The 16466-nt window shown below is 67.7% G+C and carries 15 protein-coding genes and 2 riboswitches; of the genes, 13 read left to right on the top strand and 2 right to left on the bottom strand.

The genetic code is table 11. The annotated features are described in order from the left end of the window. Window positions 1-62: 62 nt before the first annotated feature. Entirely contained in the window at window positions 63-1766 is a 1704-nt protein-coding gene (locus AC1RGU_RS06810) for an electron transfer flavoprotein-ubiquinone oxidoreductase (RefSeq protein WP_062474428.1), read from the top strand. Between the two features lie 56 nt (window positions 1767-1822). Here the strand turns inward: AC1RGU_RS06810 and AC1RGU_RS06805 are convergent, their stop codons facing one another. Next, a complete protein-coding gene (locus AC1RGU_RS06805) occupies window positions 1823-2884 on the bottom strand; it encodes a hypothetical protein (RefSeq protein ID WP_492695578.1) in 1062 nt (353 codons plus the stop codon). A 65-nt stretch (window positions 2885-2949) separates the two neighbouring features. Between AC1RGU_RS06805 and denD the strand changes: the two genes are divergently transcribed. The 4 genes from denD (at window position 2950) to AC1RGU_RS06785 (ending at window position 6892) form a co-directional block, all read left to right on the top strand. Next, window positions 2950-3966 carry a D-erythronate dehydrogenase gene (gene denD, locus AC1RGU_RS06800; protein ID WP_070059377.1) on the top strand — a complete coding sequence of 339 codons (1017 nt, stop codon included), beginning with the start codon at window positions 2950-2952 and terminating at the stop codon, window positions 3964-3966. A 55-nt stretch (window positions 3967-4021) separates the two neighbouring features. Further along, a complete protein-coding gene (locus AC1RGU_RS06795; protein WP_139706933.1) occupies window positions 4022-4996 on the top strand; it encodes a TRAP transporter substrate-binding protein in 975 nt (324 codons plus the stop codon). Window positions 4997-5076: 80 nt separating this feature from the next. Then, window positions 5077-5589 carry a TRAP transporter small permease gene (locus AC1RGU_RS06790; protein ID WP_354346484.1) on the top strand — a complete coding sequence of 171 codons (513 nt, stop codon included), beginning with the start codon at window positions 5077-5079 and terminating at the stop codon, window positions 5587-5589. A 10-nt stretch (window positions 5590-5599) separates the two neighbouring features. Further along, the gene (locus tag AC1RGU_RS06785) at window positions 5600-6892 is read left to right on the top strand and encodes a TRAP transporter large permease (RefSeq protein ID WP_062474420.1); all 1293 of its coding nucleotides are present in this window, start codon (window positions 5600-5602) and stop codon (window positions 6890-6892) included. A 36-nt stretch (window positions 6893-6928) separates the two neighbouring features. Here AC1RGU_RS06785 and AC1RGU_RS06780 read toward each other — a convergent pair whose 3' ends face one another. Further along, window positions 6929-7708 carry an AraC family transcriptional regulator gene (locus AC1RGU_RS06780; protein WP_492695575.1) on the bottom strand — a complete coding sequence of 260 codons (780 nt, stop codon included), beginning with the start codon at window positions 7706-7708 and terminating at the stop codon, window positions 6929-6931. Window positions 7709-7816: 108 nt separating this feature from the next. On the opposite strand from AC1RGU_RS06780, the gene AC1RGU_RS06775 reads away from it, so the two are divergent. The 8 genes from AC1RGU_RS06775 (at window position 7817) to gcvP (ending at window position 16435) form a co-directional block, all read left to right on the top strand. Next, window positions 7817-9010 (top strand): MFS transporter, encoded by a 1194-nt coding sequence (locus AC1RGU_RS06775; RefSeq protein ID WP_492695573.1) that lies wholly within the window; start codon window positions 7817-7819, stop codon window positions 9008-9010. 260 nt (window positions 9011-9270) lie between these two features. Then, window positions 9271-9762 carry a L,D-transpeptidase Cds6 family protein gene (locus AC1RGU_RS06770; protein ID WP_492695571.1) on the top strand — a complete coding sequence of 164 codons (492 nt, stop codon included), beginning with the start codon at window positions 9271-9273 and terminating at the stop codon, window positions 9760-9762. 96 nt (window positions 9763-9858) lie between these two features. After that, the gene (locus AC1RGU_RS06765) at window positions 9859-10395 is read left to right on the top strand and encodes a hypothetical protein (RefSeq protein WP_492695569.1); all 537 of its coding nucleotides are present in this window, start codon (window positions 9859-9861) and stop codon (window positions 10393-10395) included. 163 nt (window positions 10396-10558) lie between these two features. Beyond that, complete coding sequence (locus tag AC1RGU_RS06760; protein WP_307583950.1) at window positions 10559-11056, top strand: hypothetical protein; 498 nt, start codon at window positions 10559-10561, stop codon at window positions 11054-11056. An 83-nt stretch (window positions 11057-11139) separates the two neighbouring features. Beyond that, complete coding sequence (locus AC1RGU_RS06755; RefSeq protein ID WP_095947434.1) at window positions 11140-11526, top strand: hypothetical protein; 387 nt, start codon at window positions 11140-11142, stop codon at window positions 11524-11526. 61 nt (window positions 11527-11587) lie between these two features. After that, window positions 11588-11678: riboswitch (glycine riboswitch) on the top strand. 12 nt (window positions 11679-11690) lie between these two features. Further along, window positions 11691-11795, top strand: a riboswitch (glycine riboswitch). Between the two features lie 47 nt (window positions 11796-11842). Beyond that, a complete protein-coding gene (gene gcvT, locus AC1RGU_RS06750; RefSeq protein WP_492695566.1) occupies window positions 11843-13024 on the top strand; it encodes a glycine cleavage system aminomethyltransferase GcvT in 1182 nt (393 codons plus the stop codon). A gap of 71 nt (window positions 13025-13095) precedes the next feature. Then, the gene (gcvH, locus tag AC1RGU_RS06745; RefSeq protein ID WP_062474411.1) at window positions 13096-13467 is read left to right on the top strand and encodes a glycine cleavage system protein GcvH; all 372 of its coding nucleotides are present in this window, start codon (window positions 13096-13098) and stop codon (window positions 13465-13467) included. A 58-nt stretch (window positions 13468-13525) separates the two neighbouring features. After that, a complete protein-coding gene (gcvP, locus tag AC1RGU_RS06740; RefSeq protein ID WP_492695564.1) occupies window positions 13526-16435 on the top strand; it encodes an aminomethyl-transferring glycine dehydrogenase in 2910 nt (969 codons plus the stop codon). Window positions 16436-16466: the final 31 nt, after the last annotated feature.

Raw genomic sequence — 16466 nt, 5'->3', positions numbered from 1 at the left:
TAAAATGCCCGGCGAACCGGGACGCCCCCGCGCCTCTAAAAATCATTATCGACCCAACCCACATGACGCACGACGAAATCCTCGCCCAGTTCGGCCCTCGCGAAGCCATGGAATACGACGTGGTCGTGGTCGGCGGCGGCCCCGCCGGCCTCTCGACCGCGATCCGCCTCAAGCAGCTCGCCGCCCAGCAGGAGAAGGAAATCTCCGTCGTGGTGCTCGAGAAGGGTTCCGAGCCCGGCGCGCACATCCTGTCGGGCGCCATCATGGACCCGCGCGCGCTCAACGAGCTGCTGCCCGACTGGGAGGAACTCGGCGCCCCGCTGAACCAGCCCGTGACCGACGACGCCATGGTGTTCCTGAGCGAGAAGTCGGGCCTGCGCACGCCCAACGCCTTCCTGCCGGCCTGCTTCCAGAACCACGGCAACTACATCATCAGCCTGGGCGCCTTCACCAAGTGGCTGGCGCAGCAGGCCGAGAACCTGGGCGTGGAAATCTTCCCGGGCTTCCCGGCCGCCGAAGTGCTCTACAACGAGAACGGCTCGGTGCGCGGCGTGGCCACCGGCAACATGGGCGTCGGCAAGGACGGCGAGCCCACCGAGAACTTCCAGCTTGGCATGGAGCTGCTGGGCAAGTACACGGTGTTCGCCGAAGGCGCGCGCGGCCACCTGGGCCGCCAGCTGATCGCCAAGTTCAAGCTCGACGAAGGCCGCGACCCGCAGACCTACGGCCTGGGCGTCAAGGAAGTCTGGGAAATCGATCCCAAGCGCCACCAGCCCGGCTTCGTGCTGCACACGGCCGGCTGGCCGATGGACAACAACACCTACGGCGGCGCATTCCTCTATCACATGGAGGACAACAAGGTCACGATGGGCTTCATCACGGGCCTGGACTACAGCAACCCGTACCTGAGCCCGTTCGAGGAAATGCAGCGCTGGAAGCTGCACCCCAACATCCGCTGGTACCTCGAGGGCGACGAAGCCAAGGGCATCAAGCCCGCCAAGCGCATCGGCTACGGCGCGCGCGCCATCACGGCCGGCGGCCTGATGTCGCTGCCCAAGACGGTGTTCCCGGGCGGCGCGCTGGTCGGCTGCGAGGCCGGCTACCTGAACGTGAGCCGCATCAAGGGCAGCCACGCCGCCATCAAGACCGGCATGCTGTGCGCCGAAGCCGCGTTCGACGCGGTCATGGCCGGCCGCCAGCACGACGAACTCACGGCCTACCCCGCCGCGTTCGAGAAGAGCTGGCTCTACACCGAGCTGAACAAGGCGCGCAACTTCAAGGCCTGGTTCAAGAAGGGCCTGGGCATCGCGACGGTCATGAACGGTGTCGAGCAGTGGCTGCTCAAGGGCCACATCCCATGGACCCTGCGCCGCAACAAGCCCGACCACCAGTATCTGAAGCCGGCCGCCGAGTGCAAGCCCATCGTCTATCCGAAGCCGGACGGCAAGCTCACCTTCGACCGCCTCTCCAGCGTGTTCATCAGCAACACGAACCATGAAGAGCAGCAACCCGCCCACCTGACGCTGAAGGACGCCTCGGTGCCGGTCAACGTCAACCTCGCCAAGTTCGCCGGCCCCGAAAGCCGCTACTGCCCGGCCGGCGTGTACGAGTTCGTGCCCGACGAAGCCAGCGCCGGCAAGGAGCGCCTGCAGATCAACGCGCAGAACTGCGTGCACTGCAAGACCTGCGACATCAAGGACCCGACGCAGAACATCGTCTGGGTCACGCCTGAAGGCGGTGGCGGCCCGAACTACGTGGGCATGTAAGGCGCCCCTCAAGACACATCAGAAAGCCCTCTTCGGAGGGCTTTTTTCATGGCGCTTCAGGCGAGGTACGCGGCGACCTCGTCGGGCGTGAGGAAGTGCACCAGCGACACCTGCGGGTTCTGCTCGGCGTGCAGCACGTGGGTGAACCCGTTCCAGCCGCGCGCGGGCTTGTCGTCCGTCTCCAGCGCGACGAGCACCAGCCGCCCCTGCCGGCGCGCGTTCTCGCGCAGCGTGCCCTCCCCCCAGGACCACGCCATGCGGTCCACCAGCTCGCCCTGGGCGAAGGCCGTCGCCTGCAGCCAGAGGAAGGCGGCGGCATCGCTGTCCGCGTCGCGGCGCGTGCGCGGCGGCTGCCGGATGCCCAACGTCTGGGCGTGCGTTTCCATCAGGTCCTGCAGCAGCGAGAAGGCGTGGAAGTTGTTGTTGATGCCCTGGGCGCGAACGACCATGCCCGCGCGCGACGCCGGCAGCAGAACCACCAGTTCGTCCTCGTACGACAGCTGGGCCGCGGCGCGCAGGAAGTGCAAGGCCTCGAAGGACAGCGAGTCGTTGGCGTACATCGCCTCGATGTGCGCGAGCAGGCCTGCGTCCGCCACCAGCGACTGGTGATTGCGCACGTCGCGCACCACCATGGTCATGAGCGGCAGCACCAGCAGGTCGACCGCGCGCTGCAGCGCATCGACCTCGAAACGCGCCTGCGGCGACAGTGCCGCGAGCGCCGCTTCGGCGGCCTGCCAGGCGGCGAGTTCCGCCTCGTCCTGCGGTTCTTCGTCGTCTTCGTCGGGTTCGTAAGGCTGCGCCGCGCAGTAAGGCGCCAGCGACGCCAGCAGGCGCCCCATCAGCTGCCGCACGGCGTCGAACATGAGCTGCGGATCGGCGCCGTTCTCGACCAGCGCGCCGCAGAACACCGCCAGCAACGCGGCCCGGTGCGGATGCAGCTCGCCGAGCTGCGCGACGGCGGCCCGCAGCACCTCGTCCTTCGCCGAGCCCTCCACCACCTCGAAGTAGAGCCCACGGACCTCCGGCCGCTTGAAGAAGGAGGCCTGGGTGTCGAGGTCGGCGTCCTGGAGCACAGGCAAACGCAGGGTGGCGAGGAGATCGGGAGGCAGCATGGGCATGCGCAAATTGTGCGATACCACCGACGCTATCCTCGCGACACAAGCACACAAGGAGACAGGACCCCATGCACATCGTCATCACCGGCGGCGCCGGCTTTCTCGGCGCACGCCTGGCGCGCACCCTCCTGGCCCTGGGCCAGCTGTCGCTCGCCGGCGCCCCCGCCCGCGACATCGCCCGCATCACGCTGGTCGACCGCGCGCCGCCGCCGCCCGACCTCGCGGCCAACCCGCGCATCGCGGCCGCCACCGGCGACCTCAACGCCCAGCTGGCCGACGACGGCGCCACCTTCTGGCGCGAGGCCGACGCGGTGTTCCACCTCGCGGCCGCCGTCAGCGGCGAATGCGAGGCCGACTTCGACCTGGGCATGCGCAGCAACTTCGCCGCCACGCACGGCCTGCTCGAGAAGCTGCGCGCGCTCGGCACGCGCCCGGTGCTGGTGTTCTCCAGCTCGCTCGCCGTGTTCGGCGATTCACCCGAACAGCCGCTGCCCGCGCTCATCGACGACCACACGCTGCCCACGCCGCAGACCAGCTACGGCATCCAGAAATTCATCGGCGAGCAGCTGGTGGCCGACTACACGCGCAAGGGCTTCGTGCAGGGGCGCAGCGTGCGCCTCATGACGGTGAGCGTGCGCCCCGGCCTGCCCAACGGCGCGGCCTCGGGCTTCTTCAGCGGCATGATCCGCGAGCCGCTCGCCGGCCTGCGCGCGGCCTGCCCGGTGCCCGACGAGACGCCCGTGGCCATCGCCTCGCCGGCCCGGACCATCGAAGGCATCGTGCGCGCCGCCGAGGCCAGCGACGCCGACTGGGGCCCGCGCACCGCGCTCAACCTGCCCTCGCTGGCCACCACCGTGGGCGAAATGGCCGCCGCGCTCGAACGCGTGGCGGGCCGCGCCGCCACCGACCTGCTCGACCGCACACCCGACGCCGCCATCCGCCGCATCGTCAAGACCTGGCCCGGGCGCTTCGACACGCCGCGCGCCCGGGCCCTCGGCCTCACGGCCGACGAGAGCTTCGACGCGGTGATCCGCGCCTACGTCCGTGAAAGTCCCGACGCGGTCAAACTGGTTATTGGTGCATAGTCATTTCCTGACCTGCGCCTGACGCGCTTTCGACCCCCAACTCCCCGGAGACACCATGAAATTCGGCCACATCGCCGCCGCCTGCCTTTCGCTCGCCCTGGGCAGCGCCGCCCTCGCGCAGCAACCCACCGTTCTCAAGATCGGCTATGCGACGTCCAAGGAATCGCATTACGGCGTGGGCTCCACCGTGTTCTGCGAAGAGGTCGAGAAGAACACCCAGAACCGCTTCAAGTGCCAGCACTTCGCCAACTCGGCGCTGGGCGGCGAGCGCGAGCAGATCGAGGCAATCCAGCTCGGCACGCAAGACCTGCTGAACACCTCGACCGGCCCCGTGGGCAACTTCGTGCCCGAGGTCAAGATCGTCGACATCCCCTTCCTGTTCCGCGACTACGACCACGCCCGCAAGGTCATGGACGGCCCCATCGGCCAGGACATCCTGACCAAGTTCCCGAGCAAGGGCATCATCGCGCTGGCCTGGACCGAAAACGGCTTCCGCCACATGACGAACAGCAAGCGCGACATCGTCAAGCCCACCGACGCGGCCGGCCTGAAGATGCGCACGATGGAAAACAAGGTGCACATGGACGGCTACCGCACCTTCGGCATCCTGCCCACGCCGATGGCCTTCCCGGAACTGTTCGGCGCGCTGCAGCAAGGCACGGTCGACGGCCAGGAAAACCCGATTCCCGTGATCCTGTCCTCGAAGTTCTCGCAGGTGCAAAAGCACCTGTCGCTCACCGGCCACGTCTACTCGCCGGCGCTGCTGCTGCTGTCGCCCAAGGTGTGGAACAAGCTCTCGGATGCCGACAAGAAGGTGTTCACCGAAGCGGCGAAGAAGGCCTCGATCGCACAGCGCAAGAAGGTCAACGACGACGAGAACAACGGCATCGCCCAGCTTGAGAAAGACGGCATGAAGGTCACGCGCACCGTCGACGGCGCGGCCTTCCGCGAAGCCCTGAAGCCGGCCTACGTGGGCTACGCCAAGGAATTCGGCGCCGACAACATCAAGAAGATCACGGACGTCAAGTAAGACCGCTCCGCCCCGACCGCGCCCGGCCCGCCTCAGTGTGCCGGGCGCTTCGCATTTCCGACACCACAGAGAACCACAACGTGCAAGCCTTCGAGCGCTACTTTCTCGCCGCCAACCGGTGGGCGCTGATCCTCCTGCTGGCGGCCATGTCCGTCATCATCTTCACCAACGTCGTGCTGCGCTACACCACGAACCAGTCGATCGAATGGGCCGAAGAGGTGTCGCGCCACATGATGATCTGGCTCACCTTCCTGGGCGCCGGACCGGTGCTGCGCTACGGCGGCCACATCGCCGTCGAGAACCTTCAGGATGCCCTGCCCCGGCCCGCGGCCGTGGCGGTTCGCATCGTGGTGGCCGGGCTGCTGTTCGCCTTCTTCGGCTTCATGGTCTGGTACGGCTGGCTCTACATGGAACGCACGATGTTCCAGCTCACCGCCGTGACACAGATTCCGTTCGCCTACATCTACAGCGCGATGCTGATCGGCGGCGTGCTGCTGATCGTGCACTGGCTGCTGGTGGTGCGCGGCTATGTGCTGCACCGCGAGTTCGCGTCCGACGCGCATTTCGACGCCAACGCGTCGGCCTCGCTGTAAGGAGCAGACCATGGATGCCAGCATTGTCCTGATCGTCTCCGCCTGCGTGTTCCTGGCCATCGGCGTGCCCGTGGCCTTCGCGCTCGGCCTGGCCACGGCCGCCACCCTGATCCTCGCGGAAAGCTACCCGCTGATGGTGCTGCTGAAGGAAACCTTCACCGGCATCGACAGCTTCCCGTTGATGGCCGTGCCCTTCTTCATCCTGGCCGCCGAACTGATGAGCGGCGGCTCGCTCACCGAGGTGCTGCTGCGCTTTGCGGGCCAGTTCGTCGGCCACCGCCGCGGCGGGCTGGGCTACACCAACGTGGTGTCGCTGACCTTCTTCTCGGGCATCTCGGGCTCGGCGCTGGCCGACGCGGCCGGCCCCGGCTCGATGCTCATCAAGATGATGGACAAGGCCGGCTACGACCGCTCGTACGCGGCGGCGCTGACGGCCTCCACGGCCATCGTGGGGCCGATCATTCCGCCCTCGATCATCATGATCATCTACGCGCTGCAGGACGAGACCGTGTCGGTCGGCCAGCTGTTCGTGGCCGGCATCGTGCCGGGCATCCTGATCGCGGTGGCGATGTGCGTCGTGAACTTCTACGTCTCGAAGAAGCGCAACTACAAGGGCGACGGCCAGACACCGCCGCTGCGCGAGATTCTCATCACGACCTGGAAGGCGATTCCCGCCATCCTGCTGCCGGTGGTGATCCTGGGCGGCATGCGCGCCGGCTGGTTCACGCCCACCGAAGCCTCGGTGGTGGCGGTGTTCTACGCGCTGGTGTGCGGCAAGTTCATCTACCGCACGCTCGAGTGGAAGATGCTGCCCGACATCCTGTCGCGCTCGGCCCTCCTGTCGGCGTCGGTGCTGATCATCATCGGGCTGTCGGCCTCGTTCGCCTGGGTGCTGACCATCGAGGGCATTCCGCAGCAGATGGCCGAATGGCTCATCAGCATGAACCTCTCGCCGTGGATGTTCCTGATCATCGTCAACGTGTTCCTGCTGCTGTTCGGCATCTTCATCGAGCCGCTGCCGGGCGTGATGGTGCTGGCGCCGATTCTTGCGCCGGTGGCGATCAAGCTGGGCGTCGACCCGGTGCACTTCGCGATGATCGTGATCTTCAACCTCACGCTGGGCATGATCACGCCGCCGGTGGGCGGGCTGCTGTTCGTGACCTGCAACGTGTCGAAGGTGCCGATGTCGGCGCTGGTGAAGGAACTGGTGCCCTTCCTGTGGGCGCACGGCGCGGTGCTGATGCTGCTGACCTTCGTGCCGATGCTCAGCACCTGGCTGCCGCGCGCGCTCGGGTTCAAGTAGCGGCGCAGGCCGCTCCCGTCCGCGCCCCCACTCGCCTCAGGCCGGCGGGTGCAGGTACTGGCTCGGCGGCACGCCGAGCGTGCGGCGGAACATCGCGGTGAAGGCGCTCGGGCTCTCGTAGCCATGCGCCAGCGCCACCTCCAGGATCGACGCGCCCGCGGCCAGCCGCGGCAGGCTCAGCAGCAGCCGCGTCTGGCGGCACCACGCACCGAAGGTCATGCCGGTCTCGCGTTCGAACAACCGCGCCAGCGTGCGCGCGTTCATGTGCAGCCGCGCGGCCCAGCCGTCGAGCGTGGCGGGCTGCGCGGGGTCGCGGATCAGCGCCTCGCACAGCGCGGCCAGGCGTGCGTGGCGCGGCATCGGCACATGCAGCGACAGCGCGGGCGCGGCCTCGATCTCGTCGAGGATGAGCTCCATCACGCGCTCGTCGCGCCCGCCCGGCGGGTAGTCCAGCGGCAGCGACACGGCCGCCACGATCAGCTCGCGCAGCAACGCACCCACATGGATCACGCGGCACTCGGCGCCCAGGTCGGCGCGCGTGCCGGGCTCGACGAAGACGGTGCGCATCTTCACCTCGCCCGCCATGCGGATCTGGTGCGTCATGCCCGGCGGCACCCAGACGCCGCGCCCCGGCGGCACCACCCAGCTGCCGGCCGCGGCGCCGACCATCATCACGCCCGAGATCGCGTGGATGAGCTGCCCGCGCCGGTGCGCATGCGGCGGAATGAAGGCGTCGCCCGCCGGATCGGTGGCCAGCACGGCCACCGCGCGCGGGGTCGATTCGCCCTCGTCGGGGCGCAGATTCAGTTTGTCCATTTCACGACGATGTTTGCACATTCGTAGCGAGAACATCTTTCCGTGTCTTCCTACGATGGCTTTTCCTCCCTTTTTCTCAAACCGGACATCGAAGAAAGAAGCCATCGCATGAACACGCGCCGACTCGGGCTGCTCACCGGCACCCATGCCGTCAACGACCTCTACCAGGGCCTCGTGCCCGCGCTGCTGCCCTTCATGGTGCTGGAGCGCGGCTACAGCTACACGGCCGTGAGCGGCCTGATGCTGGCGGCCACCGGGCTGTCGAGCGTGGTGCAGCCGCTGTTCGGCCTGTACGCCGACCGCCACCCGCGCGCCTGGCTGGTGCCCGTGGGCTTCCTGGTGGCAGCGCTGGGCGTGGTGCTGGCGGGCCTGAGCCAGAGCTACCTGCTGACCTGGATCGCGGTCGCGCTGTGCGGGCTGGGCATCGCGGCCTACCACCCGCCCGCCACCGTGGCCGCGCGCGCGGCCGGCGGCGCCTCGCAGAAGGCGATGAGCGTGTTCTCGGTGGGCGGCACCATCGGCGCCTCGTTCGCGCCCGTGCTGGCGGCCACGGTGGTCGGCGGCGGCAGCCTGTCGCGCAGTTACCTGCTGGGCATTCCCGCGGTGGCGATGGGCGTGGTGTGGGTCGCAGCGAACGCGCGGCGCGGTGCCGTCGCCAACAACGCGGCAGCCGCGGCGGCGCGCGCCGCGCAGGCCCGCGCCCAGGTGCTGAAACCGCACAACGACTGGCGCGCCTTCAGCCTGCTGGTGGCGACCATCGTGGGCTGGTCGATCCCCTACGTCACGGTGCTGTCGATGCTCTCGCTGCGCATCACGCGCGACCTGCACGGCAGCACCTTCCAGGGCGCCGCGGCGCTCACCGCCTTCACCGCCGCAGGGGCCGTGGGCACGCTGGCCGGCGGCTGGCTCGGCGACCGCATCGGGCGCATGGGCACGATCCGCTGCGGCTACCTGCTCGCGCTGCCGGCCATGGCGGGCCTCGTGCTCGCCTCCACGCCCGGCGCGGCGCTGGCCTGCACGGCGTGGCTCGGCATGAGCATGTTCCTGCCCTTCGCCGCGCAGGTGACGCTCGCGCAGGACTACCTGCCGCGCAACCCGGCGACCGCCAGCGGCATCACGCTCGGCCTCGCGCTTTCGGTCGGCGGGCTGGTGTCGCCGCTGTTCGGCCTGCTGTCCGATGCACGCGGACTCGGCGTGACGCTCACGGTGGTGCTGTGCGTGCTGTGCGTGGCGACCGTGCTGGCCTTGCGGCTGCGCAACCGCACGGTGCAGGTGATGGCGGGCGAGGCTGCGGCGGCCTGAGTTGAGTTCCTTTCCCGCGCAACGGCAGCGCCCACCGTGCACAGGGCACTGGGTGCTTCCCGCAGCGAAATCAAGGAGGAGCCGAAGGCGGGGGACATTCGCGGAGGGAAGTACCCGGTGTCCTGTGCACACGCCCTGATCCACGAACCACCGAAATCCGTGGGCGATTCAACGCCGCACGCGCTCTCTTTCACTGCCAGAATCGACGCAAGCTTCGACGTCGAGCCTGACAGACAAGAAGAAGGAAAGAGAAGGACGCCATGCACCGAATCGTCGCCCAGGGCAGCAGCCTTGTCGCTGCCGGCTTGCTGGCCACCGCCGGTATCGCGGCCACGCCGGCCACCGCACCCGTTGCGCCCGTTGCAGCCGTTGCACCAGCAGCCGCCCCCGCCAACCCCACCAATCCCGTCACCCACCTCGCCGAAGTGGAAAGCGCCGTGCGCACCTGGGCCGCCGCCTGGTCCGCACGCGACGTGGAGCGCTACCTCGCCGCCTACGCGAGCGACTTCACCCCCGCGCGCGGCCAGACCCGCGAGCGCTGGGAGGCCGACCGGCGCGCCCGCATCACGGGCAAGTCGCGCATCAGCGTGGGCATCGAGGGGCTGGTGATCAGCGTTCAGGGCACCTCGGCCAGCGCGCAGTTCCGGCAGGTCTACAGCGCCGACGCGCTCACCGAAACCGACCGCAAGACCCTCGAGCTGCAGCGCGTGGGCACGCGCTGGCTGATCCGCAAGGAGAGCGCGGGCAACTGACGCGCACCCCCTTGTCCCTGTAAGGCAAATGGTTCACGAAGATGTCACCACTTGCAACGATGCTGCAGCCTTCGACCTCCGAAAGCTGTGGCCGCCATGTTCCCCACCAAGACCGAGAAGGCACGCGACGAACTCCAGGCCGGGCAGCGCACGCTCAGCCAGCGTGAGCGCGCCCTGCTGCTCATGGCCGACGGCCGGCGCTCGCTGACCGACTTCAGCCCGCTGTTCCCCAGCCGCGTCGAGGCCGAACAGGCGATCCACGGGCTGATGCAGCGGGGCTATCTGCAAGACGCGCGACCGGTCGCGCCGCCTCCCGCACCGGCCCCCACGCCCGTCCCCGCCGCCGAGCCGATCCAGGTCGCCACCTCGGCCGACAGCTTCGACGGCAAGCGCTCGCTGGCCACCACGCGCATGTTCCTGTTCGACATCTGCGAGCGCATGTTCGTGCGCCGCGACCCGCGCTTCGCCAACCAGATGCGCGACGCCCTGCGCGAGGCCCGCGACCGCGAGGCCATGCTGACCATCGCCGCGCTGATGCTCTCCGAGATCGAGAAGGCCGCCGGCCCCGAGCGCGCCGACTCGCTGCGCGAGCGCATCGACAAGCTGCTGCCGCCGGCGGAAACCGTGCACTGAGGCTCGAATCCCCGGCCCGCGCCCCCCTACGTAAGGTTGCATGAAGCGCATTGCATAAAAGCCAAACCAAGGTCATCGAACGCTCCATGTGAGCTGCTCCGATCAGTGCGTCGATACGCAATTGCCCTTCGACTACGGCAGCGCACCTGGCCTAAACTGCGCCATGCAGTTTGAAAAAGAAGAACTCGAAACCGGGGCGCTTCGGCAATTTTCGGAAGCACTTTCCTCCGAGCTAGGAGCGTCTCGCTTTCATTTCAAGGAACTGCGGAAACCTCCCGAACCAGACGCTTATTGTGAGCTCGACGGAGAAGCTGTCTACGTCGAGGTCGGTCACGTGTATGGCACAACATCCGATGTAAAACAGCTTCTTGGACGAACGGGCTCGTTAGCACCCTCGCAAGAGGAGAGGATGACATCCGCAATGGTTCCATTGGATATCCGCGTACTGACCCCGTTAAACCGTCTTTTGGCGGATAAAGCAATCAAGAGGTATCGCGCGTCTAGAGTCTGGCTTTTGATTCGCTCGGCCTTCCCCTTGTGGGACTTCTGCGATTTCCAAGAACAGCGGTCCCGGATCTTGGTCCCGGCCGAACACCCCTTTGAGCAAATCTGGCTGCTATGCGGAGCACAAGCCTCGTCCGGAATATTGCGTCTTGCGTAGCTTGCATCCGGCTCAAAATTCGATGTTCCAGGCCTTCAGCTGGTTCATCAATCGAATGAGTTTTCAGCCCTTCTGGAGAGAGTATGAGCATTGCCCTGTTCCTTGACCTCACAGGCTTATTTTTTGGCTTGGCTAGTGGTTTTTCGTTTAGCTATGGCGTTCTAGCGATGAAGAGAGAATCGCTTCAAATTATTGCCAGCTCCTTCTACGACGGGGGGCAGCAACAGGCGGCGGAACTCGGGCAGCAGAAAGCAGACTTTGGTTATGGCGCCGGCTTTCTTTGCATTTCCTTCTTCCTTCAATTACTTGCGAAGTTAGACCCTGTCCTACCTCAGGCGCGGTGGCCAAACTATTGGCTAGGTCTCATCGTCAGCGTGGTTGTCGTTGCTCTGGTGGTAATTGCATGCATCCCTTCCTGGAAAAAAGCTAGATCAGCGGCCATCGGCGCCGCCGAAAAAATGAACAGCTAGCTCTGACTGACTTCGTCGCGAGGACGTTCGATCAGACCCTGACCCCGCACGATCCACTACACTCGCCGGGTCAGGAGAGAGCCCCGCGCGACGGGGCCGCCGAAGGCGCAGGGGTTCCCCGAACGCTCAGGCAAAAGGACTGACAAGACGCCGGCAACCACCGGCGTTTCCTTGCTGGAGAGAGGCCGTGGCATTGCATGCGGCCCACCGAAGGAGCAAACCCCGATCGTGGGGCGAATCTCTCAGGTAAAGCGGACAGCAGGGGTGGCCCGTGGCGTTGCAGCCATGGATTTCGACTGCCCCTTTGGAGTGCCCCGTGGCCGCTTCCTCCGCTTCCGCTTCTTCGGATACTCAACTTCTCAAGACCCCGCTGTACGACCTCCACGTCGAGTTGGGCGCCCGCATGGTGCCCTTCGCCGGCTATTCGATGCCGGTCCAGTACCCCGCCGGCCTCATGGCCGAGCACAAGCACACGCGCGATGCGGCCGGCCTGTTCGACATCTCGCACATGGGCCAGCTGCGCCTGGTCGGCCCCGACGCCGCCGCCGCCTTCGAAACCCTGATGCCCGTCGATGTGGTCGATCTGCCCGCCGGCAAGCAGCGCTACGGCCTGCTGCTGAACGACGAGGGCGGCATCCTCGACGACCTGATGTTCTTCAACGAAGGCAATGGCTCGCTCTTCGTGATCGTGAACGGCGCCTGCAAGGTGGCCGACATCGCCCACATCCAGGCCAGGATCGGCGCTCGCTGCGAAGTGCAGCCCCTGCCCGACCATGCCCTGCTCGCACTGCAGGGCCCGCAGGCCGCGGCCACGCTGGCGCGCCTGTCGCCCGGCATCGAGCGCTTCGTGTTCATGACCGGCGGCGCGGTGCAGATCGGCGGCATCGCCGCCTTCGTCACCCGCAGCGGCTACACCGGCGAAGACGGCTTCGAGATCTCGGTGGCCGCAAAGGACGCCGACGCCCTCGCCCGCCTGCTGCTGGCCCAGCCCGAAGTGAAGCCCGTCGGCCTGGGCGCGCGCAACTCGCTGCGGCTCGAAGCCGGCCTGTGCCTGTACGGCAACGACATCGACACCACCACCACCCCGGTCGAAGCCTCCCTCAACTGGGCGATCCAGAAGGTGCGCCGCGCCGGCGGTGCGCGCGAAGGCGGCTTTCCGGGCGCGGCCAAGGTGCTGGCCCAGCTCGCCGCCGTCGCCTCGGGCGCGGCCGGCCACACCGACCACAAGACGCTCACGCGCAAGCGCGTCGGCCTCGTGGCACTGGAACGCATCCCGGTGCGCGACGGTACGCTGCTGCAGTCGCTCGAAGGCCACGACATCGGCGCCGTCACCAGCGGCCTGCTCGGCCCCACGGCCGACCGCTGCGTGGCCATGGGCTACGTGGCCGCCGCCTTCGCCGAACCCGGCACGCGCGTGCAGGCCATCGTGCGCGGCAAGCCGGTGCCGATGGAAGTCTCGACCATGCCTTTCGTGCCGACGCGCTACTACCGCGGCTGACCGACACTGAACCCCGCAGACCCGGCTAGGCTCTGCACCCCGATTCCATTTTTTCCACGAGGAGTTTTTTCATGAGCATCAAATACACCAAGGACCACGAATGGGTGGCGGCCGAAGGCGGCGCCGCCACCGTCGGCATCACCGTGCATGCGCAGGACGCGCTGGGCGACGTGGTGTTCGTCGACCTGCCTGAAGTGGGCAAGACCTTCGCGCAGGGCGAGGTCGCCGGTGTGGTCGAGTCGGTGAAGGCCGCCGCCGATGTGTTCATGCCCGTGTCGGGCGAGATCACCGAAGTCAACGAAGCGCTGCGCGCCGACCCGTCGCTGGCCAACAGCGACCCGCTGGCCGCCGGCTGGTTCTTCAAGGTCAAGCTGAGCGAGCCCGCGCAGCTCGACGCCCTGCTCGACGCCGCCAGCTACGACAAGTTCGCCGCCGAATCCTGATCCGCTGAACAGCAGCTTCTTCGCACCTTCGTTCCTTCTCCCCCGAGCCTTCACCGCCATGCCGATTCCCGCCCTTCCCTCTTTGCAAGAACTAGAGAACGCCGAAGAATTCCTCGCCCGCCACATCGGCATCGATGCGGCGGACGAGGCGCGCATGCTGCCGGTGATCGGCTCGGAGACGCGCGCGGAGCTCATCGACGGCATCGTGCCCGCGGCCATCCGCCGCGCCCGGCCGATGCGCCTGCCCGCGCCGGTCACCGAGGCCGACGCGCTGGCCGAGCTGAAGGCGCTGGCGTCGAAGAACAAGGTGTTCAAGAGCTTCATCGGCCAGGGCTATTACGGCACGCACACGCCAGGCGTGATCCTGCGCAACATCCTGGAGAACCCCGCCTGGTACACCGCCTACACGCCCTACCAGGCCGAGATCTCGCAGGGCCGCATGGAAGCCCTGCTCAACTTCCAGACGATGGTGTGCGACCTCACGGGCATGGCCATCGCCAACGCCTCGATGCTCGACGAAGCCACGGCCGCCGCCGAGGCGATGACGCTCGCCAAGCGCAGCGTGAAAAGCAAGAGCAACGTGTTCCTCGTGTCGGGCGACTGCCATCCGCAGACCATCGAAGTCATCAAGACGCGCGCCGCGCCGCTGGGCATCGAGGTCAAGGTGAGCACCGTGTCGGAAACGCTGCCGCACCTGATGGTGAGCGGCGAGTTCTTCGGCGTGCTCGCGCAGTACCCCGCCACCACCGGCCACGTGCACGACCTGCGCCCGCTCGCGGGCCACGCGCACCAGTGCGACGCCGCCTTCATCGTCGCGGCCGACCTGCTGGCGCTCACGCTGCTGGTCGCCCCCGGCGAGTTCGATGCCGACATCGTCTGCGGCACCACGCAGCGCCTCGGCATGCCGCTGTGCAACGGCGGCCCGCACGCCGCCTACCTGGCCTGCCGCGATTCGTTCAAGCGCTCGCTGCCCGGCCGCCTCGTCGGCGTGAGCGTCGACACGCACGGCCAGCCGGCCTACCGCCTTGCGCTGCAGACGCGCGAACAGCACATCCGCCGCGAGAAGGCCACCTCGAACATCTGCACCGCGCAGGTGCTGCCGGCCGTGGTCGCCAGCATGTACGCCGTGTACCACGGCCCCGACGGCCTCACGCGCATCGCGCAGCGCGTGGCCGTGCTCACCGCCATCCTCGCCAAGGGCCTGTCGCAGATGGGCCGCGAGCCGGTGAACACCACCGCCTTCGACTCACTGACGATCCGCACCGGCGACGACACGGCCGCGATCATCGAACGCGCGCAGGCCGGCGGCGTCAACCTGCGCCAGCGCCTGCAACAGCACCTGGGCATCTCGCTGGACGAAACCACCACGCGCGCCGACATCGAAACCCTGTGGGCGCTGTTCGTGCCCGCCGGCACCGCGATGCCGCGCTTCGACGAGCTGGCCGCCAACACCACGCCGCTGATTCCCGAGGACCTGCGCCGCACCAGCGCCTTCCTCACGCACCCGGTGTTCAACACCCACAAGAGCGAAACGGCGATGCTGCGCTACATCCGCAGCCTGTCGGACAAGGACCTCGCGCTCGACCGCAGCATGATCCCGCTGGGCAGCTGCACCATGAAGCTCAACGCGACCAGCGAGATGATCCCCATCACCTGGCCCGAGTTCGCGAACATCCACCCCTTCGCGCCCGCCGACCAGCTGCAGGGCTACGCCCAGCTCGACGCGCAGCTGCGCGCCTGGCTGTGCGAGGCCACCGGCTACGCGGGCATCAGCCTGCAGCCCAACGCGGGCTCGCAGGGCGAGTACGCGGGCCTGCTGGCCATCAAGTCCTTCCATGAAGCCAAGGGCCAGGGCCACCGCAACATCTGCCTGATTCCCTCGTCGGCGCACGGCACCAACCCGGCCAGCGCCCAGATGGTGGGCCTGCAGGTGGTGGTGACGGCCTGCGACGCACAGGGCAACGTCGACATGGACGACCTCAAGCGCGCCTGCGAGAAGCACAACGCCCACCTGGCCGCCGTGATGATCACCTACCCCAGCACGCACGGCGTGTTCGAGACGCGCGTGAAGGAACTGTGCGAGCTCGTGCATGAGCACGGCGGCCGCGTGTACGTCGATGGCGCCAACATGAACGCGCTGGTCGGCGTGGCCGCGCCGGGCGAGTTCGGCGGCGACGTGAGCCACCTGAACCTGCACAAGACCTTCTGCATCCCGCACGGCGGCGGCGGCCCGGGCGTGGGCCCGGTCTGCGTGGTCGAAGACCTCGTGCCCTACCTGCCGGGCCATGCCACGGCCGGCGTGCCCTCGAACGGCGTGGGCGCCGTGTCGGCCGCGCCGCTGGGCAACGCAGCCGTGCTGCCGATCAGCTGGATGTACTGCCGCATGATGGGCGCCAAGGGCCTGCAGGCCGCGACCGAGACGGCCATCCTGAGCGCCAACTACATCAGCGCGCGCCTGAAGGACCACTACCCCACGCTGTACGCGAGCCCCAACGGCCACGTCGCGCACGAGTGCATCCTGGACCTGCGCCCGCTGAAGGACACCAGCGGCGTCACCGCCGAAGACGTGGCCAAGCGCCTCATCGACTACGGCTTCCACGCGCCCACGCTGAGCTTCCCCGTGCCCGGCACGCTGATGGTGGAGCCCACCGAAAGCGAACCGCTGGCCGAGCTCGACCGTTTCGTCGACGCGATGATCGCCATCCGCGGCGAGATCCGCCGCGTCGAAGAAGGCGTCTGGTCGAAGGACGACAACCCGCTCAAGCACGCGCCGCACACCGCCGCCAGCCTGCTTGGCACGGAGTGGAGCCACCCGTACTCGCGCGAACTGGGCGCGTTCCCGCTGGCCGAACTCAAGCAGGCCAAGTACTGGCCGCCGATCGGGCGCGTCGACAACGTCTACGGCGACCGCAACCTGTTCTGCAGCTGCGTGCCGGTGGGCGAGTACCAGGAAACCGAAGAGGCCTGATGAAAGCGCGGCGGCGCAAGCCGCCCGCCGC

Source organism: Variovorax sp. GW823-FHT02B07 (assembly GCF_058797695.1).
The sequence above is the reverse complement of the archived record's forward strand: the minus strand, read 5'-3'. Positions and strand labels throughout refer to the sequence as shown.

What these genes read in the sequence shown, in the direction of transcription:
- AC1RGU_RS06810 (WP_062474428.1), top strand. Translation starts at nt 63, where the DNA reads ATGACGCACGACGAAATCCTCGCCCAGTTCGGCCCTCGCGAAGCCATG.
- AC1RGU_RS06805 (WP_492695578.1), bottom strand. Translation starts at nt 2,884, where the DNA reads ATGCCCATGCTGCCTCCCGATCTCCTCGCCACCCTGCGTTTGCCTGTG.
- denD (WP_070059377.1), top strand. Translation starts at nt 2,950, where the DNA reads ATGCACATCGTCATCACCGGCGGCGCCGGCTTTCTCGGCGCACGCCTG.
- AC1RGU_RS06795 (WP_139706933.1), top strand. Translation starts at nt 4,022, where the DNA reads ATGAAATTCGGCCACATCGCCGCCGCCTGCCTTTCGCTCGCCCTGGGC.
- AC1RGU_RS06785 (WP_062474420.1), top strand. Translation starts at nt 5,600, where the DNA reads ATGGATGCCAGCATTGTCCTGATCGTCTCCGCCTGCGTGTTCCTGGCC.
- AC1RGU_RS06780 (WP_492695575.1), bottom strand. Translation starts at nt 7,708, where the DNA reads ATGGACAAACTGAATCTGCGCCCCGACGAGGGCGAATCGACCCCGCGC.
- AC1RGU_RS06775 (WP_492695573.1), top strand. Translation starts at nt 7,817, where the DNA reads ATGAACACGCGCCGACTCGGGCTGCTCACCGGCACCCATGCCGTCAAC.
- AC1RGU_RS06770 (WP_492695571.1), top strand. Translation starts at nt 9,271, where the DNA reads ATGCACCGAATCGTCGCCCAGGGCAGCAGCCTTGTCGCTGCCGGCTTG.
- AC1RGU_RS06765 (WP_492695569.1), top strand. Translation starts at nt 9,859, where the DNA reads ATGTTCCCCACCAAGACCGAGAAGGCACGCGACGAACTCCAGGCCGGG.
- AC1RGU_RS06760 (WP_307583950.1), top strand. Translation starts at nt 10,559, where the DNA reads ATGCAGTTTGAAAAAGAAGAACTCGAAACCGGGGCGCTTCGGCAATTT.
- AC1RGU_RS06755 (WP_095947434.1), top strand. Translation starts at nt 11,140, where the DNA reads ATGAGCATTGCCCTGTTCCTTGACCTCACAGGCTTATTTTTTGGCTTG.
- gcvH (WP_062474411.1), top strand. Translation starts at nt 13,096, where the DNA reads ATGAGCATCAAATACACCAAGGACCACGAATGGGTGGCGGCCGAAGGC.
- gcvP (WP_492695564.1), top strand. Translation starts at nt 13,526, where the DNA reads ATGCCGATTCCCGCCCTTCCCTCTTTGCAAGAACTAGAGAACGCCGAA.